This window comes from Marinobacter sp. UBA2688 (assembly GCF_002352785.1).
GTDB classification, from domain to species: domain Bacteria; phylum Pseudomonadota; class Gammaproteobacteria; order Pseudomonadales; family Oleiphilaceae; genus Marinobacter; species Marinobacter salarius.
Map to the genome: position 1 here is coordinate 266,287 of NZ_DELU01000023.1, position 20,181 is coordinate 286,467.

Here is a 20,181-nt window from a genome sequence, read left to right on the forward strand (position 1 = left end):
TACATCAGGTTAGGGGCTGAGAGGCGCATCACAAAACGGCTTAGAGGGTGTGCTCCACCGGCTTCTTGCGAGGCCAGACCAGACTGAAGCGGGCTCCGCCCAACTCGTCGCTGCGACTGACAAACGCCTGCCCGCCATGCCAGTAGAGGATTCTCCTGACAATGGAGAGGCCAAGGCCATAACCGCCCGAGGTTCGGGTACGGCTGTCATCGAGGCGAGCAAATGCAGTAAACACTTTTTCCCAATCCTCTTCGGGAATACCAGGGCCGTCATCCTCCACATCAATGCGGCAATTATCCTCATCAAACTGGCAGTGGACTTTCACGCGGCCGGCCGCGTAGCGTGCAGCGTTTCCTACCAGATTCTGAACCGCCCGGTGCAGATACCGAGGCTCCACATCAGACAGTGACCAACGCTCGGATTCATCGTCAATGTCTGCCTCGATGGTGTGATCCGGGCGGACCATCTGCTGCTCGCTCACCACCTGGCGAACGATATCACTGACCGACCGCTCCTGAAGCGCAAATACGGGACCACCCTGCTCCAACCGGGCGTAGGTCAGGATTTCATCGATCAGCTCATCAAGCTCCTGGATGTCGCCGTCAATGCCATCAAGCTGCTTCTGGAGCGCCTCCGGAGAATTGGCGCTTTCGATCATCTGGACACCGAATCGAATACGGGCAACCGGTGTTCTCAGCTCATGGGAAACCGCGTGGATCATTTCCCGCTGAACCCCTACCAGCCGCTGAATATGCTCCGCCATACCGTTGAAGGCTGCGGCCAACCGGGACACAAGGCGACTGTCGCCTGCATCCACCCGCGCCCCCATCTCGCCGCGGGCTATGCGAATTGCCACCGACTCCACGGCCCGGAGATTGCTGTCTACATCCCTTAACGCCAGATAGAGAGCCAGTGCGAGAACGCTTCCCGCCACTACAAGCAATAGCAGCATTACCGGCCATGCCCAGGGACTGAAGGGCGCAGGCATAGCCATGTCCACGAGAGTGCCATCTTCCAGACGGATCAACACCTGGGCACGATCCCGGGAGGGATGATGGTATAGCGAGATACCCCGCTCGGAGACGCGTTCGAGAACCTCGGAATCCGGGAGTGCGGCCTGATCCCGAACCGCCATCAGCTCTACCCCGAGCGTATCGGATAGCTGCGACATGGCACCTTCCCTGCCATCCGAAGACATGTCATCAAGATGCAGGCGAGCGATGAGAGCGGTTGCCTCGGCAACATCGCTGTAGATATCCCGAAATCGCAGGTCGATGATCCCACCGCTATCGTTCCGGACCATCACCTGCTGGCCGATACTGGTGTCCATCGCCACTACCTGGCCATAGGAAAGGCGCTCCATGATGACATCGGACACCGACAGGTTACCCGGCGGCGTCACCCGGAAATCGTAGAAAGACTTGAGCCAGGGATACTGTTGCTGAGGATGAGGAGTCGCGACAAGCCAACGCAACAGGGGCTCTGAAAAACGCTCCTGCCAGTACTGCTCCCTGACGGAATTCACACCCAGGAACAATGCGGCACAAAACAGGAGAATCAGAAAGGTAAGACCAATCAGCCGGGCGTAAAGCTTGAGAAAAAACTTGAGGGGCATTGCGATAACCCTGGCAATGAACGCCGGCCCCGCCGGGCCAGCGCCAGAGACTGAACAGTCAGGCTTCCTTTACGAACAGGTAGCCTTTGCTGCGTACGGTTTTAATGCGCCTCGGGTGGATGGGATCGTCGCCAATCTTGGGACGTATCCTCGAAACCCGGACATCGATCGAACGGTCCTGGCCATCGTATTCGATCCCTCTCAGGGCGGTGAAGATTTCCTCCCGACTGAGCACTCGGCCAGCATTGCTTGCCAATAGCCAGAGCAGGTCGAATTCCGCGCTGGTGAGGTCGATACTGTCGTCGCTCAACCATGCTTCACGCATTGACCTGTCCACCACCAGGTTGTTGAACTGCAGCCTGACCGGTTCTTCACCGCTACCCTCTTCCGCAGCCACCGAACCATTCTCGGTAACCCGCCTCAGCAAGGCGCGGATTCTCGCCAGCAGCACCCTTGGCTGAACCGGTTTGCCGATGTAATCGTCGGCACCCATTTCCAGGCCGAGCACTTGGTCCAGATCGTCCGTGCGGGCAGTAAGCATGATAATCGGGCCTGGATAAAAAGGCCGCGCACGCCTGCAGATAGACAGTCCATCCTCACCCGGTAACATCAGGTCAAGCACGACCAGGTCCGGCTGTTCCTTGCGAATGCGCTCCACCGCGTTCCCACCGTGAGTTTCGAGGGTGACAGTCAACCCGTTACTCTCCAGGTACTCCCTGGTCAGCTCTGCCAGCCTCTCATCATCTTCGACTATAAGAATCCGCCAACTTTCGTTCGTCTGTTCCACGCCATCCATCTCTGATTTTGTTTTTCCGGTTTCTGAAACGTCCGGCCAACGTCACCCCACATGGCCGGAACAGAGCTGCCTGTCAGAAGATCAGCTACCCAACTGACAATACAGGCTACCTCCTGTAACAGCAATTATACATGCTATTCAGAAATATACATGGAACCGCCTGTTCGTTACAGCCCGTGACAAAGGTCACACCTCCACACCGATAACGGGACTTGTCACAAAGTCGTCATCCCCCGTTCATTCCGATGTCACACGGGATTCATAGCCTTGTCGAAAAGTGGAAACAAAGAGACATTGCCATGAACGCCCAGACCGCCCGCCTGTCACGCTCGGCCCGACAGCTCAAAACCGTCATTACCCAACAGCCGGATCTCGTTGAATCCGCTCAGAAATTGCGCTATCAGGTTTTCTCGGAAGAGTATGGTTCTGACCTGGGGGCTACCGTCCCTGGCATTGATGCGGACGAGTTTGACCGATTCTGCGATCATCTGATTGTCACCGATGAGAACACCGGTGAACTGGTCGCTACAACACGAGTGCTTCACCACAGCCAGGCCATGGAAGCCGGAGGCTTCTATTCCGAGGGTGAGTTCGAACTCTCTTCCCTTTACCAACTCCCCGGGACTGTCGCCGAGCTTGGGAGAACCTGCGTGCACCCGGACTATCGTAATGGTGCGACCATCAGCCTGTTGTGGGCATCCGTTGCGGAATACCTGGTATCGCGAAACGTGGATTACCTGATTGGCTGCGCCAGTATCGGTATGTCAGATGGCGGCCTGAAAGCCTGGCGCATAGCCCGATACCTGCAGCGGGAATTCCTGGCCGGCGAGGAGTACCGGGTAACCCCGTTACGGGCAATGCCGCACCTGACCCACACTGTCAGCGAGGATCGCCCGGTGGACGTTCCCGCGCTGATCAAGGCCTACATGCGCCTCGGCGCCCGCGTCTGCGGCGAGCCCTGCTGGGACCCGGACTTCCGTTGCGCAGACCTGTTGGTGGTGCTGGACGTCAACAACCTGGCCAGTCGCTACAGCCGCCATTTCATGCGCAAACAGGCCCAGTAGACAACCGGGACTACCCTGGCAACCCGAGGATTGGTTATGGAACTGATACGCCTGACCGCAAGACTGGTACTCTTTACCGGCTTCATGGGCCTGACGGCAACGCTTGCCGGCACTCTGTTACTGGTTGAGACCCTGTTCCGTTGCCAAATCGACCGCGCGCCCTTCGCCCGCATCTGCTTTAACGGAGCCAGTCGCTGCCTTGGCTTTCGCATGTCCACGCAGGGCACCTTCAGCAACAGGCCCGTGCTCTATGTCAGCAACCACATCTCCTGGTCGGACATTCCTGTACTTGGCGGACAGGTGCCCCTGCGCTTCCTGTCCAAAGCGGAAGTAGGCCGCTGGCCGGTGATCGGTTGGCTGGCCACGCAGGCGGGCACGCTGTTCATTCAGCGCGGCAGTGGCAAAGCCGGCCAGGCCCGCGACGAAATTGCCCGCACCCTTCTGAACGGGCAATCGGTGCTGGTGTTTCCCGAAGGCACCACCACAGCCGGAGTGACCGTCCTGCCCTTCCATAGCCGGCTGCTTCACGCCGCGGCGGATGCAGGCGTGGACATACAACCTCTGAGCATCGGTTATTTGAGAAACGGCCATCCCGACCATTTGGCGCCGTTCATTGGTGACGATGAGTTTCAGCATCATTTAATGCGCATGCTGCGCCAGCCGGCGGTCGAGGTCGGCGTTATCGCCCATCCGGTGGTGACTATCGACGACAGCACGGACCTGACAGATGTAACGCGGGATTTGCGGCAGACAGTACACGATGGGTTGCGGCAGATTCAGGCGGGACGCCTTTCAGACCAGGCATCAGACGGGCCGACAGCGGTTGCCGGCCCGGAGCTGTAATTCAGCTCAGCGGATGGCCGGCGTTGATTTCCTCTTCCGTGGCTTCACGCTTACCGATGATCTCCAGATCAAAGTACAGGGTAAAACCCGCCAGAGGATGGTTGGCATCCACCCGCACCAGATTGCCATCAATGCTTACCACCTGTACCACCTGGGCCGTGTCGCCGGTATTGGTTTGAAACTTCATCCCTACCTGCAGGTTCTCCACGTTCTCGAACATGGAACGGGGTACTTTGCGGATCAGCTCCGGATTATGTTCTCCATACGCCATGGCCGGAGGTACGGTCACTTCCAGGCAATCACCGACATTACGGTCTTTCACCGCTTTCTGGATGCCTTCGATGATTTCCGGGCTGCCTTCCAGGAAATGAAGCGGCTCGCTGCCCTCGGAGGTGTCAACCAGCTCACCGAGCTTGTTCTTGAGGACATAGTGGACGGTTAATACAGCAGGTTTTTGCATCAGGCGTTTGTGTTTCCTGTATTCGGGGGTGTATCAGTCAGATTCAGGCCATGGATAACCAGGCGCCGGTCCAGTCTCGCCTTCAGGCTCCGGGGTTTATCCAGGCTCATGCGCTCCAGCAACGGCTGGTAGCGATTGTCGTCGTCGTTTGCCTTAACGGCGCGCCAAAAAGTCAACAGTTTACCACGACGAGTCGCCGTTGCGGCCTTCAGAGTTTGTAAAGCCTTGCCCAGCCGGAGTTCTTCATCGGTAAAGTCCCGCCCGAACGGGAATGCTGGAAACATATCCGTGTCTCCGGCGATCTTTACAGCCTCTCCAACCGCCTCCGGCGTGTTATTGCACCAGTGCTCAGGCAGACGAAACGAAGCATCCACTTTTCCCGCTTTCTGGGCCTGCTTCAGCAAATCGGCCTGGAAACGGGAATCTGCAATGCGGATCAGTTGCAGGTATACCTGCTCGTCGGACTGACCCCTCAGATCCGCAATACCGTACTCGGTGATGACTATGTCGCGAAGATGACGGGGAATGGTGCAGTGCCCGTAACTGAAGACAATGTTGGACAGTGTTTCCTCACCGGACTTACGGGTGCTGCGCAGGGTCAGGATAGACCGCGCGCCCGGCAGCTCGTGGGCCATGGCGACAAAATTGTACTGGCCGCCAACACCGCTAACCACACGGCCGTCTTCCAGCCCGTCGGACACGGCCGCACCGCTTAGCGTATGCATCATCGCCGAGTTGATAAACCGGCCATGCACCCTCTGTGCAGCTTTCAGACGCTGGTTGCCGAACGCGTGGTCATATAAGTGGTTGATGTAGTTGACGCTGGTCATGCAGATGCGTTGGCGGTCGCGCGGCGCCAGGTCCCGCAACCGCTGATAGAAGGCTTCGGGGCCGACGAAGAAGCCACCATGCACCACAATCCCTCCGGTCAGTGACTTTCCCAGGGCCAACGACTCAATGGCGCTTCTCGCCTCCTCACTGTCGAGATCCGGATCCAGGGATTGCTCGCCCACACGCAACCGCCCGCCTTTGAACTCGACCTCCGGATTAAGGATGCCGTAACGACACAGCCACTGCACGTCCCTGGCCCGTAACGGCGAGTCGATCAACTGTTCCCGCCGCAGGACATCCAGGGTGTCGAGAGAAACACTGTGAGTAAGTTCGCCCCGGTTTATCAATGTTTGCAGTCCGGCATGATCAAACACCTCGCGGGTCAGGACACCCGCCTCCATGAGGTAAATAAAACCATCCACCATCATTTCACTGCAGCCGTAGAGTCCCTCCTCGAAGACATCCGTGCCACCGCACTCGGAAACCACCGGGAAGCGGTCTGCCACCTTCAGGTGATCAAACACCTGCGTCCAATGCTCGTTGTGACGATGCCGCAGAATCGCGCTGTGAACCAACGCCGCGCCCAGCGAGCCAATCCCCACCTGCAGGGTCCCTCCATCCCGGAGCAACGCACTGGCGTAGAACCCGATAAGGTGATCCTCCGGGCTGACCGACATTTGTGGTGCCGAAAACAGGGGGTAGTCGGAGGCGGCATGCTCCAGGACGATATCAAACTGGCCCGTCTCGACGGCGGCGTCATTGCCGAGAAAGGGCAAATGGCTGTTGGTCTCTGCCACCAACGCCACGGGGGTTCCGGCCGCTTCCCGCGCCCGTAACAGGGGCAGCAGGTCCAGACTCAGATCCGGGTTGCAGCTCAGGCTAACGTAGCCTTCCTGATCCGGCTCGGTCGCCGGAGCCACCATCTGGCCGACGACATTGACACCGAGCGCCATAAGGTCGCGCACTGCATGGGTGTAGTTGGTACAGACATAGTTGCGCTGTTGGTCCTTGTTATTCAGGAAGGACCCGGCCTTGAAGAAGAACTCGGATACCCGCACGTTCTCGGGCAAACGCTGACCAATCACGTCCCGTGCGTAATCAAGTTCCGGAATCCGCCCGTACAGGCGCTCGGCGAACGGGCCCATGAAACGCTTTTCCAGCGATGAACTGCCACCGGGCGCGGTCAGGGATAGCGCCGTGACAATGTGAAGCTCTATGGACGGATCGTCCTTGGCACGCTGGTAGAGAGCATTGGCAAAACGTATGGGTTTACCAAGCCCCAGTGGCAGGCCGAGTGTGATGCGCTTACCCACCCGGCGAATCAGCTCGTCTACACAGGCGCTGCTGTCTGCGAGCGTTACCGGTTGTTCCTCCACCATCGCGGCCATAGTGTTACTCCCTTAGTTGCCGTCAGAATGCTTACCGATATGGATAATCACATGTGCCATTGCGACAGGCAATGCACTGAGACAGATAAGCGGTGGCGAGGATTCGTGGGAGGTCAGTCAGGGTTCAGAAGGAGAAAACGTCGGCGGGAGTTCAGAAATTCCAGCGAAGGTTGAGGCAGGCGCCCTCTTCAAGCAATGCAATACCGTGGTCCGGCTTGGCACGATCAGACGCGTAGGACTTCTTTCCCGAATCTGAGCCGCTGAGACTGAGGCTCAGCAGGCGAGAACCAATGGTCGCATACATGTCGGATTCTTCACGCTCGAAGTCACCCGACATCTCTTCCTGAAGCTGATACACATTCTCGGCCGGAACTTCGTCTGCAAACACACGTTCGCTCGCTTCGGCGCGAACGACGAAGGCGATCATGTTGAGTGCAAGTAGTGCGACGAAGATACGGATAATCATAATAATTCTGGCGACCTGTAATCGAAGCGGAATTCTACTGTCATGTAATGCTTAAGTCTAATGATTAAAGGTCAGAAAGATGTGATTTTGCACACAAAAGCGCCGCTTTTTTGTCACAGGATCACCGCATTTTTGTCAAGAAAACAGCAATTTTTGTTGCAAACTGTAAGCACCCCACTCTGCCGCCTGTAACGGTCAGAGTGGCTGCTTCACGATGGGAGTTGTTAAAAAACCGTAACGCTTGCAGGATTAAGGGCAGGGGTAGGTGTACACCTGGTTAAGGTTCTCTATCTCCCCAAGCACCTCTTCGCTCAGGGACACCGACGCTGACCCCAGGTTTTCACGAAGCTGCTCAAGCGTCGTGGCCCCAATAATGTTGCTGGTAACGAAATCACGGCTGGTCACGTACGCCAGCGCCATCTGTACCGGTGACAGCCCGTGGCTGGCCGCCAGGTCTACGTAGGCTCGGGTCGCCTCGGCACCACGACCGCTGGTGTAACGGGTGAAGCGCTCAAACAAGGTCATCCTGGCGCCTTCCGGGCGCTTGCCATCGAGATATTTGCCAGAGAGCATGCCGAAGGCCAGCGGGGAGTACGCGAGCAGACCAACCTGTTCACGGCAGGCAATTTCCGCCATTCCCACCTCAAACGTGCGGTTGAGCAGGTTATAGGGGTTCTGGACGCTGACCACCCTGGGCCAGTCATGCTCCCGGGCCAGCCTGAGGTATTCGTTCGTTCCCCATGGGGTTTCGTTGGAGATTCCTACGTGGCGGACTTTGCCTTCCTTGACCAGCTCCGCCAGTGTGCCCAGTGTCTCTTCAATGGGGGTCGCCTGCTCGTCCACACTGTGCCGGTACCCCAGCTTGCCAAAGAAATTGGCGTTACGATCCGGCCAGTGCACCTGATAGAGGTCGATATAATCGGTCTTGAGCCGGCGCAGGCTGTCTTCACAGGCCTGACGAATATGGTCCCGGGTCAGGCGCGGGCCATCCCGGAGGTAACCCAGTCCATTACCCGGCCCCGCCACTTTGGAAGCAATCACCAGATCGTCGCGACGGCCCCGCTTCGCCAGCCAGTTGCCCAGATAGCTTTCCGTGAGGCCCTGGGTTTCAGCCCGCGGGGGCACCGGGTACATCTCCGCGGCATCGATGAAATTAATGCCCTCGGAGGTGGCCAGGTCCAGCTGCTCAAACGCTTGCTGTTCGGTATTTTGCTCGCCCCAGGTCATGGTGCCCAGGCAAATCTCGCTTACATCAATGTCGGTCCTGCCGAGCTTGCGGGTTTTCATGCGTACTCCCGAATCTGATTGGTGAAAAAGGTAAAGGGATTGTCACGGGATTGTCCCGGAACTGTCATGCCAGGTTTCCATAGTGGAGGCATGAAAGAGGAAACCACAGGTAACACCGCGATGAGAGTCACCCAGGCTTCAGGGCGCAAGCACCACATTACCATTGTTTCGGAGACCTTTCCTCCGGAAATCAATGGCGTGGCGAACACCCTCAGGCACCTATGCCTGGGCCTGATGCAACGTGGCCACAAGGTGACGGTCATCCGTCCACGCCAGCGCCATGAATCGAAAGGACGATTCGATGGTGCCGGGGAATGCCTGTTTTCCGACGAGCAAGTTGTGACCGGCCTGCCGCTACCGGGTTACAGTGACCTGAGGTTCGGAATGACCCGGCCGGGCTTCCTGGCCTCACTCTGGAAGCATCAACGCCCGGATGCCATTTACGTTGCCACTCAAGGCCCCCTCGGCGTAGCGGCCGTTGCGGCCGCCAGACGGGCCGGCATCCCGGTCAGTTCCGGCTTTCACACCAACTTCCATGCCTACAGTCGCTACTACGGTGCCGGGTTCCTGGAAAAACTGTTGTGCAGCTACGGCCGTTGGTTTCATAACAGGACGGCCATAACACTGGTCCCCACCCGGAAAATCGCACAAACCACCCATGACATGGGCATTCAACCGACATCGGTCTGGAGTCGCGGCGTTGACTGCACCCGTTTTTCGCCCCACAAACGGGACACGGTGCTCCGGCAACAATGGGGACTGCAAGCCAACGACCGCGCGGTACTCTATGTTGGTCGCCTCGCTCCGGAAAAAAACCTTCAGATGGCGGTGTCATGCTTTGAGCGTATCCGCGGGCTGCACCCCTGCGCGAAATTCATACTCGTAGGTGATGGGCCGATGCGCAAGCGCCTTGCCGAACGCCATCCGGATTACATTTTTGCAGGAACCCGCCGTGGCGAAGATCTGGCCCGGCACTATGCCTCCGGTGACATCTTCCTGTTCCCCAGCAAAACCGACACCTTCGGCAACGTGGTTACTGAAGCCATGGCCAGCGGCCTGGCGGTGGTTGCTTTTGACGATGCCGCCGCCAGCGAACATATCCGCCATGAAGACAACGGCATGAAGGCTCAGCTCAGCAACGACGAAGGCTTTGTCGATCATGCCCTGCGCCTGGCTGACCAGCCAACCCTGATGAACAGGGTACGGGCACAGGCACGCCTGGACGCACTGGACCTGAATTGGGCCGCACAGGTTGAGCAGTTCGAACACCTGATACTGAACCAGCCACTGAGGAACAGCTACAATGCCCTCCACAAGCAAGGCATCTCGCTTCTTTAACGTGGTGGATCAGAGGGAATTTGCCCTCTGCCAGTCCATCAATCGCTCTCTGCGGTTTCGACCGGTTCAGGGGTACTTTAAGGTTGTCAGCCGGCTGGGTGATGGTTGGCTATGGTATCTGGTCATCCTGTCGATGCCAGTGCTTATGCCTCAGGCCGGGCTCGCCATCGCGCTGCTGATGGTGGCTACCGGCCTGACCTGCACCATTACCTACAAGCTGCTGAAGCGCTGGCTGATCCGCGAGCGCCCGTTTATATCGTTTCCTTCGATAAACTGCGGCACACCGCCCCTGGACCGTTACAGCTTTCCGTCCGGCCACACCCTACATGCCGTCTGCTTCAATACGGTGCTGGCCATGACAGCGCCTGAGGTGGCCTGGCTGTTGTTGCCGTTCACCCTGAGTGTTGCCGCCTCCCGGGTCGTGCTCGGCCTTCATTACCCCAGCGATGTAGCGGCAGGCGCCTTGATCGGCGGTTGCCTGGGCCTGGCTTCGGTTAACGGCCTGTACGACCGGTTTATTCAAATAGCCGCAGTTGCATAACCGGCGACTCATCACTGCGAAAGCGCACGCCCAGCCCCAACAGGCGCACCGGGCGACCCGTATCAGTCACCAGTTCATCCAGCAGCGGCTGATAGTCTTCCAGCTCGGGCTCCTGAATCCGGTCGCGCACACGCTCCAGGGTATGGGTGGAAAAGTCGCTGTAACGAATCTTGATAAACAGCTTGTGAATGGGTTTTCGGCCGGCCTTGCGGCTGAGCCGGAGGTTCAGGTCGGCCACCAGCGAGGCCATCACCGACTCGCAGGCGCGCTTGTCCGGCAGGTCCTGGGAAAAGGTCCGTTCCACGCTGACGGACTTGGCAATGCGCGACACCACCACATCCCGGTCATCACGGCCGAACGCCATTTCCCGCAGCCGGTACCCCTGCTTGCCAAACTTCTCCGGCAGGGCTTCAGCGGGTAGCGCCTGAATGTCGCCACAGGTGGCAACGCCCATCGTGTGAAGTTTGCCAGCGGTCACTTGCCCCACGCCAAAAAGCTTCTCGACCTTCAGGTCCTGAACGAAACCCTTGACGTCCTCAGGGCGGATCACGAACAGGCCGTCAGGTTTTTTCCAATCACTGGCAATCTTCGCCAGGAACTTGTTGGGGGCCACACCGGCGGAAATGGTGATACCCACCTCATCTTTCACTCGTTTGCGCAAGTACTGCGCCATCAACGTGGCACTGCCCTTATGCTCGGTTACCTCGCTGACATCCAGGAAGGCTTCGTCCAGCGACAGCGGCTCCACCAGATCGGTCAATTCCCTCAGAATGGCCATCACCTGTTTCGACACCGCCCGGTAGCGGGCCATGTCCGGCGGCACGGTCACCAGGCCGGGGCACAAGCGCCGGGCTTCGCCGCCAGGCATGGCGGACCGCACGCCAAAAGCCCTCGCTTTATAGTTGCAGGTGGTAACCACTCCGCGGCCACCTTCGCCACCCACGGCCAGCGGAACTTCCCTTAATGAGGGATCGTCCCGCATTTCCACGGCGGCGTAGAAGCAGTCGCAATCTACATGGATAATCTTGCGCTGGGCCATGACTCTTCAATCAAGTAAATTATCTGTACATATGTACAGCCTTGTATCTTACGGTAACATGCTGAGAATGTCAGGAGCTCCGAGTAGCAACTCCCAACGACGACAGAGACAGGTGTGAGCAATCATGACAAACCCGATCCCAGAACAATCGCAGACGGAAATCGAAGCCGCCGCGTTTCGAAAGCTGGTCAACCATCTGCGCGAGCACACCGAGGTCCAGAATATTGACCTTATGAACCTGGCAGGGTTCTGTCGCAATTGCCTCTCCAAATGGTATCGCGCCGAAGCCGCCGAGAGAGGCTTCGAGCTGTCTGACCCGGACGCCCGGGAGATCATCTATGGCATGCCTTATGAAGAGTGGAAAGCCCGCTATCAGCAAGGGCCCAAACAGGACCACAAGGCATGAACGTCAATGACGCGGTTCGTATCCACCTGGCATCGGTTGAGGCCGGCCATGGCGACTTTGACGATACCCTGGCGCTGATTGACCGATTCTTCGACTATCAGCCCACCGGGTTTCACAACGGACCGCTGTACAATGGCACCGGCGAGAACGCCGGTTCATGCCGGGTATTTTCCCTGGCCCAATACTGCAACCTGACCGAATCCGACACGTTGCGTCTGTTTGCCCAGCACTACCAGCAAGTGCTGGACGAACCGGCAGGTGAAAGCCATGGCAATATCCGCCAGTTCATGGGCACCGGCTGGTCCGGTATCCGCTTTGACGGCCCGGCGCTTCGCAAACGCCCGGGCACTACTCAGGACGACACCACGGAAGAGACCCATCCATGAGCGAGACCGCCGTATCCGGGGTAAAGCAGTGCTTCCAACTGAAGAGTGCGAACGTTTCCATGACCGCACTGGAGCTGTATTTTTTTGACAATGACGACTTCGAAAGCACGCTCAGAGACAAAATCAGCCAGGCACCCGGATTCTTCAAGGACATCCCCCTGATCATCAGCCTGGAAAAGTATGAGGGGCTGAGCAGCGAACTGGATTTTTTCAAGATCATCGGCGCCTGCCGCCGCCACAACATCCATGTCATCGGCGTACGCGGTGGCAACGATGATCAGCGCCGCCTCGCCCGCGGTGCGTCATTGGCGCTGCTTCCCGGTGGCAACCAGCGCGACCGGGACATCGATACCGCGCCGGCCACGGAATCGGCCGCCACTGAACCGACCGAAAACCCGACTCCCGCCAGGGTCGAGAATCCGGGTGAGCCAGCGCCCGCGAAAATCATCAATCAGCCAGTCCGTTCGGGCCAGCAGGTTTACGCACCCGAGGGCGACCTGATCATCCTTGCGCCGGTTCAAGCCGGCGCCGAAGTGCTTGCGGCCGGCAACGTTCATGTGTACGGACCATTGCGCGGGCGGGCCCTCGCGGGTATTCACGGCGCGGAACATGCACGGGTATTCTGCCAGTCTCTTGAAGCAGAGCTTGTGTCCATCGCCGGACACTATAAAATCTCCGAAGATCTTCAGGACAACGGCTGGAAAACCGCCGTACAGATCCAGCTCAGGGATGACCTGCTGGTGGTAACGCCACTGGAGAAGGCCTGAAAAGAACGTAACTACCCGCACGGGCGGGAAAAACGACGAATCCACCGCAAAACAGGAATGCAACCTTGGCTAGAATCATTGTCGTTACCTCAGGAAAAGGTGGCGTAGGTAAAACCACAACCAGCGCCTCTATCAGCACCGGCCTGGCGAAGCGAGGCCACAAAACCGTGGTGATCGATTTCGACGTGGGCCTGCGCAACCTGGATCTCATCATGAACTGCGAACGCAGGGTGGTGTACGACTTCGTGAATGTGATCCAGGGCGAAGCCACTCTCAACCAGGCTCTGATCCGGGACAAACGGGTCGACACCCTGTATATCCTGCCGGCCTCCCAGACCCGGGAAAAGGAAGCCCTGACCAAAGATGGCGTTGAGAAGGTGATCAACGAGCTGTCCGAGCGGTTTGACTACATTGTCTGTGATTCTCCCGCCGGCATTGAGCATGGCGCCCTGATGGCGCTCTACTATGCCGATGAGGCGGTAGTTGTTACCAACCCGGAAGTGTCCTCGGTGCGGGATTCAGACCGTATTCTCGGCATCCTGCAGAGCAAGTCGCGGAGAGCCGAGATGGGGCAGGACCCCGTAAAGGAACACCTGCTGCTATCCCGCTACAACCCGGATCGGGTGGAAAAGGGCGAAATGCTTTCCGTGGCCGATGTGGAGGAAATTCTCGCCATCCCCCTGCTGGGCGTGATTCCGGAGTCCCAGGTGGTACTGAATGCCTCCAACCAGGGCGTTCCGGTCATTCTTGAGGAAGACAGCGATGCCGGACAGGCCTATGATGATGCCGTGGCCCGCCTTCTGGGTGAGGAGCGAGAACATCGCTTCATGACGTCCCAGAAAAAAGGTTTCTTCTCACGGATGTTCAAGGGGGGCTGACGGATGAGTTTCCTGGATTATTTCAAGAGCAAGAAAAACAACCGGTCCGCCAGCGTTGCCAAGGAACGCCTACAGATCATTGTTGCCCACGAACGGGGCCAGCGCGACCAACCTGACTACCTGCCAGAATTGCAGAAAGAGCTGCTTGCGGTCATCCGCAAGTACGTTCAGATCAGCGATGACCAGGTCCAGGTGGAAGTTGACCGCAACGACAGCTGTTCGGTACTGGAACTGAACGTTACCCTGCCGGAACACTGACCGCGCCACTACCAGCGTGCGAAGTGATCCTCCATCAGTCCCCGTAGCCCGTCTACGGGGACTGAGTTGCCCGCCTCATCGCGCACTGTGCCGGAAAAGGCACCAATGTACTGGCGGAAATTGGAGGCAATCAGCCATGCATTGAGTCGCTCCCGCCGAACCCCCGATGGCTCAAACCAGAGATCGATCCTGCCATCGTCCGTGGTGACCTGCCAGGGTGCGGTTTCATTGTAGCGATCAAACACGAAACGGGCCTGCCCGAGCTTGATACAGCGCCCTTCCAGCCAGAGCGCATTTTCCGTCATACCGGTTTCATTCACGCCCGCCGCCAGATTGAGACCAACGGCACGACCATCTGCCAGCACCCCTGCCACACTCGCCCAGTTCCAGGCGGTTTCGCGCCTCATAAAGCCGCAACTCCAATCAACGGCTGCGCGTGACAGCGAGTCGCATTGCCAGCTCTGTCCCTGCCACCGAATGTCTCCGGACACCGGCAGACCCGCTGATTTACGGGTAAACACCCAACCGCTGTAACCGGCTGGGCACACCAGTCGCAGAGGGCGGGTGTCCCCTTCTATATTCAGGGCTATCCGGAGGTCACCGGGGCCGGAAACCAACACACCACGCGAGTGGCCGTCCGACGTAATACGAACGCATGTTTTCCCTTTACGAAACTCCGTCACCCCGGTTTCAGGCCTTGGCTCAATGTGAGTTCCCTTCGCCAATGGCTGCGTCAGGGACTGCTCCAGCATCTGCCCGGTCTTGAAATCATAAAGATAGAAAAACGCCGTACTGACCAGTTTCAGATCCACTACCGCCAGCCCGAACACCCAACCCGGCGCCATCGCACTGACGAACTGGAACTGGTTAAAACGGGTTTTACGGGCCAGGGCCGAGCGCGGTTTATCCATCACCGTACGGAGGTCAAAGTCCCGGTAGTTGATGACATCCACTGGTGTGTCCAATACGCCGTAGGGAATCCGCCCTCGGTCATCGATCAGTCGCTTGTTCGGTTTTTTCATCGTCAATTCGGGCCAAATGTTAACGTCAGGAATTCAGTCAGTTACCCAGTTCACAAACCCCCGATCGTAGCAGGTTGGCACCAGATCAGTCGTGCTAGACTCGCCCGACCATGTTCAAGGAAGTGTACCTCATGCAAAACCTGAGAGCCCGTGGCAACCAACGCCCGGCCAATCGACGCGTCATCTGGCTCGCAGCCACCACGGTTTTCCTGCAGGCCTCAGGTTTGACCTTCGCCGGGCTGCCAGCCGAAGACTCAGAAAACTGGAGCCTTCGCAAGGAAACCGATCGTATCCGGGTCTATACCACTGATCAGCCGAACTCCAGCTTCCAGGCCTTCAAGGCTGTGGCTGTGCTTGATGTGCCGATCGAGAATCTGATGGCGGTTATGATCAATCCCAAATCCTGTGTTCAGTGGGTTCATAACTGCTCGGAATCCTATGCCTTCGGCTCGGGTGACTTTGATGAGCGCTACGCCTACTCGGTCAACGATATGCCCTGGCCGGTCACCGACCGGGATTACGTACTACGGATTCGCACCCGGGGCCAACAGGTCGACGGCGAAATCGTGATGGACCTCAACGCCATTCCCGATCAACGGGCCGAGGAAGATGACTACATCCGTGTCGACAAGTCCGACACCCTTTACCGCTTTATTCCCGAAGACGGCCAGACCCGGATGATCTGGGTTCAACACACCGAGCCAAACGGTTCGATACCCGGCTGGCTGGTCAACACCCTGCTGGTGGACATTCCTATCCGTTCCATGGAGCAGTTGGAACGGGTTGCCCAGTGGGACCGTTACCAGAACTACGAACTGATCTATGACTCGCAGGGCCAACTGAAAGATGTAGCCCCCAAAGCTGAATCAGGGGATGACTAGAACATCAGCAACAGCTAAGCTCTTTTACAAAGGACCTGCTAACGGAGCCGATTCGTCAATGACCGTTCTCGCCTACGAGATCATGACCCCGAGCATCAAGGCCGTACCCCAATCCTGGACGATGGACCGTCTGGCCAGGTTCCTCACTGACAACGAAATCACCGGCAGCCCGGTTACCGACGAAACGGGCGAGATTGTCGGCATTGCCACCCTGAAGGACATCACCGAATTCCGCTGGAACGCCAGCCGTTCCGAGTCCGATGCGCGCATGACCCCGGAAGAAGAACACGAAGCCCGGCGCCTGCGCATGGCCATTTTTGAGGAGATGGGCAAGGTGCCGGTGGAAGTGCGTGACATCATGACCCCTATCGTTTTATCGGTTGACGAGCAAACGCCTGTGCGCGACATTGCCGATATTATGATGCGTGAACACCTGCACCGGATTTTCATCACCAAAGACGAAAAGATCACCGGTATTGTGACCACGTATGACATGCTCAAACTGATCTCCGACCAGGAGCTCACCAACCGCTGTGCCGGGAACGGCTGACCAGAGAGGTATCACACCCTATGCCAAGAGCATCGCAGGCTCGCAGAAAGATGTATGTCCTCGACACCAACGTCCTCATCCACGACCCGAACGCCCTCCTGAACTTTGAAGAACACGACGTCATCATTCCGATGACGGTCCTCGAAGAACTCGACAGTCTCAAATCCGGCAAACAGGCCGTTGCTGCCGATTGCCGACAGGCCATCCGCAACATCGACAAGTTGCTGGGTGACGCCAGCCCAGGAGAAATCGAGAAAGGCGTACCCATCGTGCGCGGCAAGAAAGCAGAACCGCTCGGCGCGTTATCGATACTGATGAGCACGGACTACCAGGGCAACCATGGCCTGCCCGAGCACCTGAACGACAACAAGATCATCAATACCCTGGCGGCCCTGCAAACCCGCCACACATCGCGCGACATCATCCTTGTCAGCAAGGACATCAACATGCGATTGAAAGCCCGGGGCTTCGGCGTGGAGGCCCAGGACTATCACAACGACATGCTGCTGGACGATATTGACCTGCTGCCGAAAGGGTACAAAGAATTCCCGAACTCGTTCTGGGACACCATCGAGAAAGTCGAAACCATCCAGCGGGAGGGTATTACCGAACACATCCTTCGTCGTGAGGGCGACCTGGCCAGGCTGACCATCAACGAGTTCGTTATTGATGAACAGGGATTCGTTGGCAAGGTGTCTGATGTGGGCGAAGACCAGATTGTCATTCGGGATCTGCACCAGCACGATCTGATGCACGAGGAAGTCTGGGGCCTGGTACCGCGGGATATATACCAGGCCATTGCCCTGAACCTGCTGCTGGACCCCGATATCCACCTGGTAAACCTGACCGGTTCCGCCGGCTCCGGTAAAACCATCCTCGCCCTCGCGGCCTGTATCGAAATGACGGTTGCCAGCAAGCTGTACAAACGCATCATCGCCACCCGTAGCACTCAGGGTCTGGACGAGGACATTGGCTTCCTCCCCGGCACCGAAGCGGAGAAAATGGAGCCCTGGCTGGGGGCCATCGTGGACAACCTCGAAGCTCTCCACGAAGACGATGAAAATATGACCGCCAGCGTGGACTACATCCTCAGCAAGGTGCCACTGCACTTCAAGTCGATGAACTACATTCGTGGCCGCAGCTTCCAACACAGCCTGATCATCATCGACGAATCCCAGAACCTGACACCGCATCAGATCAAGACCATCATCACCCGTGCCGGCAACGGCTCCAAAGTGATCTGCCTGGGTAACCTGGCTCAGATCGACACCCCTTATCTGAGCGCCCTGAGCTCAGGCCTGACCTACATGACCGAGCGCTTCAAGAGCTTCCGCCATGGCGGGCACATTCACCTGCAGGGCGTCCCGCGCTCTGTTCTAGCGGAGTACGCCGAAGCGAATCTCTAACCAGCGCGCACAAAAAAGCCGCACCGATCATCCGGTGCGGCAAAGCGGAGGTTAGCGACCGGGAACCGAATCAGTCGCTGGCCGGGCTTTCCTTCATGGCCGCGTTCATGCGGCGACGCAGCACCGGACCCACCACATAAGGCAACACCAGGCTCAGAGCGGCAACCAGCCAGAAGCTCTTGGCCAGGGTGCTTTCCCACAGAATGCTCCAGTCGCCGTCTGACAACACCAGGGCATGCCCCAGGTTCTTCTCCATCTCCGGTCCGAGCAATAGCCCGAGAATAATCGGCACCACCGGAATTTCCAGTTTGCGCAGGAAATAACCCGCCACGCCAAACGCCACCATGAAATACAGGTCGAAGGCGCTGTTGCTGATGGAATAGATGCCCACGAAGGCAACCATGGTCACAATCGGCAGCAAGTACATGGGCGGCACCGACAGCAGGCGCACAAAGAAGCCAACCAACGGGATGTTAAGCACCAGCAGCAGCACATTGCCAATCAGCAGGGCGGCAATGACGCCCCAGACAATATCGGCGTTCTGGGTAAACATCAGCGGGCCCGGAGTGATGTTCAATGAAATCAGCATCGCCAACAGCACCGCGGTGGTACCGCTACCTGGCACGCCCAGGGTCAACATGGGTACGAGCGCGCCTGATGAGGCACCGTTGTTGCCCGCCTCAGGCGCCACCACACCCCGGATATCGCCCTCGCCGAACGTGCCCTTCTTGCCTATCACGCTCTTTTCGAGGGTGTAGCTGATAAAACTGCCCAGGGACGCACCGGCACCCGGCAGCACGCCGGAAATGAATCCAAGCACGCCGCCACGAAGCTGGGTGGGAACCGTGGAGACCAACTCCTTGAAGGTAAGGGTCAGCTTGCCCACGTTCATTTTCTTACGCCCACCGCCCATGCGCGACTCGACGAAGAACAACAACTCCGAAATGGCGAAAAGGCCAACAATCGCCAGGATGAAATCAATACCCTCGTACAGCTCCAGCACACCGAAGGTGTAGCGCTGGGTGCCGGTGGAGATATCGATGCCCACAGTGGAGATCATGATCCCCAGGGTCGCGGCAATCACCGTCTTCATCGGGTTCTTGCCGGTAATACCACCCAGGGTGGCGAAGGCCAGCAGGAACAACGCGAAATACTCCGCCGGGCCGAAACTCAAGGCAAACCTCGCCAGCACGGGGGCAAGCATGATCAACCCTATAGTGCCGATCAGCCCACCGGCAAAGGACGCAATAGCAGAGATCGCCAGCGCATCGGCCGCCCGCCCCTTTTGGGCCATGGGGTAGCCATCCAGGCAGGTCATCATCGCCGGTTCGTCACCGGGAATGTTGAGCAGGATGGAGGAAATACGGCCGCCATACATCGCGCCGGCGTAAACCGATGTCAGCAGGATCATGGCAGTTTCCGGCGGCAAGCCAAGGGTAAACGCCAACGGGATGAGGATCGCCACACCGTTTGCCGGCCCCAGGCCAGGCAAACAACCAATCAGGGTGCCCACGAAAGCGCCGAAGAGCGCAAACATCAGGTTGTACGGTGTCAGGGCAACCGCAAACCCCTCCATCAGAAAACCGAGCGTTTCCATCAGTTCACCTCCAGGATGCCAGCAGGCAAGCTCAACGCCAGGCCATAGTTGAACAGGACGAACACCACCACGGCGCTGATCAGGCCCGTTAAAAAGGCATTCCTGGCGGGCGCGCCCATGCGCCAGCTAAGGGTGCCAACCGCCAGGGTTGTCGAGATGACAAACCCCAGGGGTTCAAGCAGCATCGCGTAGACCACCAGCACAACCAGCGACACCACCAGCTCAACTGCGGACCGGCCCAGCGGCCACTGGGCGTCGGGGTCCGGCTTGACCATCAGATAGATGCTGCCGGCAACCAGAACCACCGCAAGGATGGTTGGAAAGGTTTCCGGCCCAACGGTTTCGGCGCCGCCAAACGGCTC

General features: G+C 58.1%; 22 protein-coding genes. 12 read left to right on the forward strand and 10 right to left on the reverse strand.

All coding sequences use genetic code 11. The features are described 5' to 3' along the window. Nucleotides 1-40: 40 nt before the first annotated feature. On the reverse strand, nt 41-1,615 hold the full coding sequence (locus tag B3M52_RS12855) for an ATP-binding protein (protein ID WP_036204115.1): 1,575 nt from the start codon (nt 1,613-1,615) through the stop codon (nt 41-43). 58 nt (nt 1,616-1,673) lie between these two features. Further along, nucleotides 1,674-2,411: a response regulator gene (locus B3M52_RS12860; RefSeq protein WP_036204113.1), complete on the reverse strand. Its 738-nt coding sequence runs from the start codon at nt 2,409-2,411 to the stop codon at nt 1,674-1,676. A 299-nt stretch (nt 2,412-2,710) separates the two neighbouring features. Between B3M52_RS12860 and B3M52_RS12865 the strand changes: the two genes are divergently transcribed. Continuing rightward, nucleotides 2,711-3,475: a GNAT family N-acetyltransferase gene (locus B3M52_RS12865; RefSeq protein WP_075195990.1), complete on the forward strand. Its 765-nt coding sequence runs from the start codon at nt 2,711-2,713 to the stop codon at nt 3,473-3,475. 36 nt (nt 3,476-3,511) lie between these two features. Beyond that, nucleotides 3,512-4,318 carry a lysophospholipid acyltransferase family protein gene (locus B3M52_RS12870; RefSeq protein ID WP_075195991.1) on the forward strand — a complete coding sequence of 269 codons (807 nt, stop codon included), beginning with the start codon at nt 3,512-3,514 and terminating at the stop codon, nt 4,316-4,318. Nucleotide 4,319: 1 nt separating this feature from the next. On the opposite strand, the gene B3M52_RS12875 is transcribed toward B3M52_RS12870, so the two are convergent. From B3M52_RS12875 to B3M52_RS12890, 4 genes are all read right to left on the reverse strand, one after another. Then, a complete protein-coding gene (locus B3M52_RS12875; protein WP_041333500.1) occupies nt 4,320-4,778 on the reverse strand; it encodes an FKBP-type peptidyl-prolyl cis-trans isomerase in 459 nt (152 codons plus the stop codon). After that, nucleotides 4,778-6,988, reverse strand: a complete 2,211-nt coding sequence (locus tag B3M52_RS12880; protein WP_075196024.1) for an acetyl-CoA hydrolase/transferase C-terminal domain-containing protein — start codon at nt 6,986-6,988, stop codon at nt 4,778-4,780. Before B3M52_RS12880 ends, B3M52_RS12875 begins: the two co-directional genes overlap by 1 nt. A 160-nt stretch (nt 6,989-7,148) precedes the next feature. After that, nucleotides 7,149-7,463, reverse strand: coding sequence for a hypothetical protein (locus tag B3M52_RS12885; RefSeq protein ID WP_041333497.1), 315 nt, complete (start codon nt 7,461-7,463; stop codon nt 7,149-7,151). A gap of 249 nt (nt 7,464-7,712) precedes the next feature. Then, nucleotides 7,713-8,750 (reverse strand): NADP(H)-dependent aldo-keto reductase, encoded by a 1,038-nt coding sequence (locus B3M52_RS12890; protein WP_036204104.1) that lies wholly within the window; start codon nt 8,748-8,750, stop codon nt 7,713-7,715. A 90-nt stretch (nt 8,751-8,840) separates the two neighbouring features. Here B3M52_RS12890 and B3M52_RS12895 point away from each other — a divergent pair, with 90 nt between their 5' ends. Together B3M52_RS12895 and B3M52_RS12900 are read left to right on the forward strand one after the other, a co-directional pair. Further along, nucleotides 8,841-10,088 (forward strand): glycosyltransferase family 4 protein, encoded by a 1,248-nt coding sequence (locus tag B3M52_RS12895; protein ID WP_075195992.1) that lies wholly within the window; start codon nt 8,841-8,843, stop codon nt 10,086-10,088. Further along, on the forward strand, nt 10,054-10,629 hold the full coding sequence (locus B3M52_RS12900; RefSeq protein WP_036204101.1) for a phosphatase PAP2 family protein: 576 nt from the start codon (nt 10,054-10,056) through the stop codon (nt 10,627-10,629). The genes B3M52_RS12895 and B3M52_RS12900 overlap by 35 nt, the downstream gene beginning before the upstream one ends. Here the strand turns inward: B3M52_RS12900 and dinB are convergent. Next, the gene (dinB, locus tag B3M52_RS12905; RefSeq protein WP_036204097.1) at nt 10,604-11,668 is read right to left on the reverse strand and encodes a DNA polymerase IV; all 1,065 of its coding nucleotides are present in this window, start codon (nt 11,666-11,668) and stop codon (nt 10,604-10,606) included. The genes B3M52_RS12900 and dinB overlap by 26 nt on opposite strands. 124 nt (nt 11,669-11,792) lie before the next feature. On the opposite strand from dinB, the gene B3M52_RS12910 reads away from it, so the two are divergent. From B3M52_RS12910 to minE, 5 genes are all read left to right on the forward strand, one after another. Beyond that, on the forward strand, nt 11,793-12,074 hold the full coding sequence (locus B3M52_RS12910; RefSeq protein WP_036204094.1) for a DUF1244 domain-containing protein: 282 nt from the start codon (nt 11,793-11,795) through the stop codon (nt 12,072-12,074). Then, entirely contained in the window at nt 12,071-12,460 is a 390-nt protein-coding gene (locus B3M52_RS12915) for a HopJ type III effector protein (RefSeq protein WP_036204091.1), read from the forward strand. The genes B3M52_RS12910 and B3M52_RS12915 overlap by 4 nt, the downstream gene beginning before the upstream one ends. Then, nucleotides 12,457-13,227, forward strand: coding sequence for a septum site-determining protein MinC (gene minC / locus B3M52_RS12920; protein WP_036204088.1), 771 nt, complete (start codon nt 12,457-12,459; stop codon nt 13,225-13,227). Before B3M52_RS12915 ends, minC begins: the two co-directional genes overlap by 4 nt. A gap of 65 nt (nt 13,228-13,292) precedes the next feature. Further along, nucleotides 13,293-14,105: a septum site-determining protein MinD gene (minD, locus tag B3M52_RS12925; RefSeq protein WP_036204085.1), complete on the forward strand. Its 813-nt coding sequence runs from the start codon at nt 13,293-13,295 to the stop codon at nt 14,103-14,105. Between the two features lie 3 nt (nt 14,106-14,108). Further along, nucleotides 14,109-14,363 (forward strand): cell division topological specificity factor MinE, encoded by a 255-nt coding sequence (gene minE, locus B3M52_RS12930; RefSeq protein ID WP_007154416.1) that lies wholly within the window; start codon nt 14,109-14,111, stop codon nt 14,361-14,363. A gap of 8 nt (nt 14,364-14,371) precedes the next feature. Here minE and B3M52_RS12935 read toward each other — a convergent pair whose 3' ends face one another. Further along, complete coding sequence (locus B3M52_RS12935; RefSeq protein ID WP_075195993.1) at nt 14,372-15,385, reverse strand: DUF2804 domain-containing protein; 1,014 nt, start codon at nt 15,383-15,385, stop codon at nt 14,372-14,374. Between the two features lie 131 nt (nt 15,386-15,516). On the opposite strand from B3M52_RS12935, the gene B3M52_RS12940 reads away from it, so the two are divergent. Genes B3M52_RS12940 through B3M52_RS12950 form a run of 3 tightly spaced genes read left to right on the forward strand, consistent with a single transcriptional unit; the run spans nt 15,517 to nt 18,222 of the window. Then, nucleotides 15,517-16,266 carry an START domain-containing protein gene (locus B3M52_RS12940; protein WP_075195994.1) on the forward strand — a complete coding sequence of 250 codons (750 nt, stop codon included), beginning with the start codon at nt 15,517-15,519 and terminating at the stop codon, nt 16,264-16,266. A 58-nt stretch (nt 16,267-16,324) separates the two neighbouring features. Next, nucleotides 16,325-16,816: a CBS domain-containing protein gene (locus tag B3M52_RS12945; RefSeq protein WP_036204075.1), complete on the forward strand. Its 492-nt coding sequence runs from the start codon at nt 16,325-16,327 to the stop codon at nt 16,814-16,816. Between the two features lie 20 nt (nt 16,817-16,836). Next, the gene (locus B3M52_RS12950; protein ID WP_036204072.1) at nt 16,837-18,222 is read left to right on the forward strand and encodes a PhoH family protein; all 1,386 of its coding nucleotides are present in this window, start codon (nt 16,837-16,839) and stop codon (nt 18,220-18,222) included. Between the two features lie 70 nt (nt 18,223-18,292). Here B3M52_RS12950 and B3M52_RS12955 read toward each other — a convergent pair whose 3' ends face one another. Continuing rightward, the gene (locus B3M52_RS12955; protein WP_036204071.1) at nt 18,293-19,819 is read right to left on the reverse strand and encodes a tripartite tricarboxylate transporter permease; all 1,527 of its coding nucleotides are present in this window, start codon (nt 19,817-19,819) and stop codon (nt 18,293-18,295) included. Next, nucleotides 19,819-20,181 (reverse strand): tripartite tricarboxylate transporter TctB family protein (locus B3M52_RS12960; protein ID WP_286749656.1); only part of this gene is annotated, 363 nt, incomplete at its 5' end. The genes B3M52_RS12955 and B3M52_RS12960, both read right to left, overlap by 1 nt.

Coding starts and splice junctions, on each gene's coding strand:
- B3M52_RS12900 (WP_036204101.1), top strand. CDS start 10,054: ATGCCCTCCACAAGCAAGGCATCTCGCTTCTTTAACGTGGTGGATCAG.
- B3M52_RS12875 (WP_041333500.1), bottom strand. CDS start 4,778: ATGCAAAAACCTGCTGTATTAACCGTCCACTATGTCCTCAAGAACAAG.
- B3M52_RS12870 (WP_075195991.1), top strand. CDS start 3,512: ATGGAACTGATACGCCTGACCGCAAGACTGGTACTCTTTACCGGCTTC.
- B3M52_RS12915 (WP_036204091.1), top strand. CDS start 12,071: ATGAACGTCAATGACGCGGTTCGTATCCACCTGGCATCGGTTGAGGCC.
- B3M52_RS12885 (WP_041333497.1), bottom strand. CDS start 7,463: ATGATTATCCGTATCTTCGTCGCACTACTTGCACTCAACATGATCGCC.
- B3M52_RS12855 (WP_036204115.1), bottom strand. CDS start 1,615: ATGCCCCTCAAGTTTTTTCTCAAGCTTTACGCCCGGCTGATTGGTCTT.
- B3M52_RS12890 (WP_036204104.1), bottom strand. CDS start 8,750: ATGAAAACCCGCAAGCTCGGCAGGACCGACATTGATGTAAGCGAGATT.
- B3M52_RS12895 (WP_075195992.1), top strand. CDS start 8,841: ATGAAAGAGGAAACCACAGGTAACACCGCGATGAGAGTCACCCAGGCT.
- B3M52_RS12880 (WP_075196024.1), bottom strand. CDS start 6,988: ATGGTGGAGGAACAACCGGTAACGCTCGCAGACAGCAGCGCCTGTGTA.
- B3M52_RS12860 (WP_036204113.1), bottom strand. CDS start 2,411: ATGGATGGCGTGGAACAGACGAACGAAAGTTGGCGGATTCTTATAGTC.
- B3M52_RS12950 (WP_036204072.1), top strand. CDS start 16,837: ATGCCAAGAGCATCGCAGGCTCGCAGAAAGATGTATGTCCTCGACACC.
- minC (WP_036204088.1), top strand. CDS start 12,457: ATGAGCGAGACCGCCGTATCCGGGGTAAAGCAGTGCTTCCAACTGAAG.
- minE (WP_007154416.1), top strand. CDS start 14,109: ATGAGTTTCCTGGATTATTTCAAGAGCAAGAAAAACAACCGGTCCGCC.
- B3M52_RS12910 (WP_036204094.1), top strand. CDS start 11,793: ATGACAAACCCGATCCCAGAACAATCGCAGACGGAAATCGAAGCCGCC.
- B3M52_RS12935 (WP_075195993.1), bottom strand. CDS start 15,385: ATGAAAAAACCGAACAAGCGACTGATCGATGACCGAGGGCGGATTCCC.
- B3M52_RS12940 (WP_075195994.1), top strand. CDS start 15,517: ATGCAAAACCTGAGAGCCCGTGGCAACCAACGCCCGGCCAATCGACGC.
- dinB (WP_036204097.1), bottom strand. CDS start 11,668: ATGGCCCAGCGCAAGATTATCCATGTAGATTGCGACTGCTTCTACGCC.
- B3M52_RS12865 (WP_075195990.1), top strand. CDS start 2,711: ATGAACGCCCAGACCGCCCGCCTGTCACGCTCGGCCCGACAGCTCAAA.
- B3M52_RS12955 (WP_036204071.1), bottom strand. CDS start 19,819: ATGGAAACGCTCGGTTTTCTGATGGAGGGGTTTGCGGTTGCCCTGACA.
- B3M52_RS12945 (WP_036204075.1), top strand. CDS start 16,325: ATGACCGTTCTCGCCTACGAGATCATGACCCCGAGCATCAAGGCCGTA.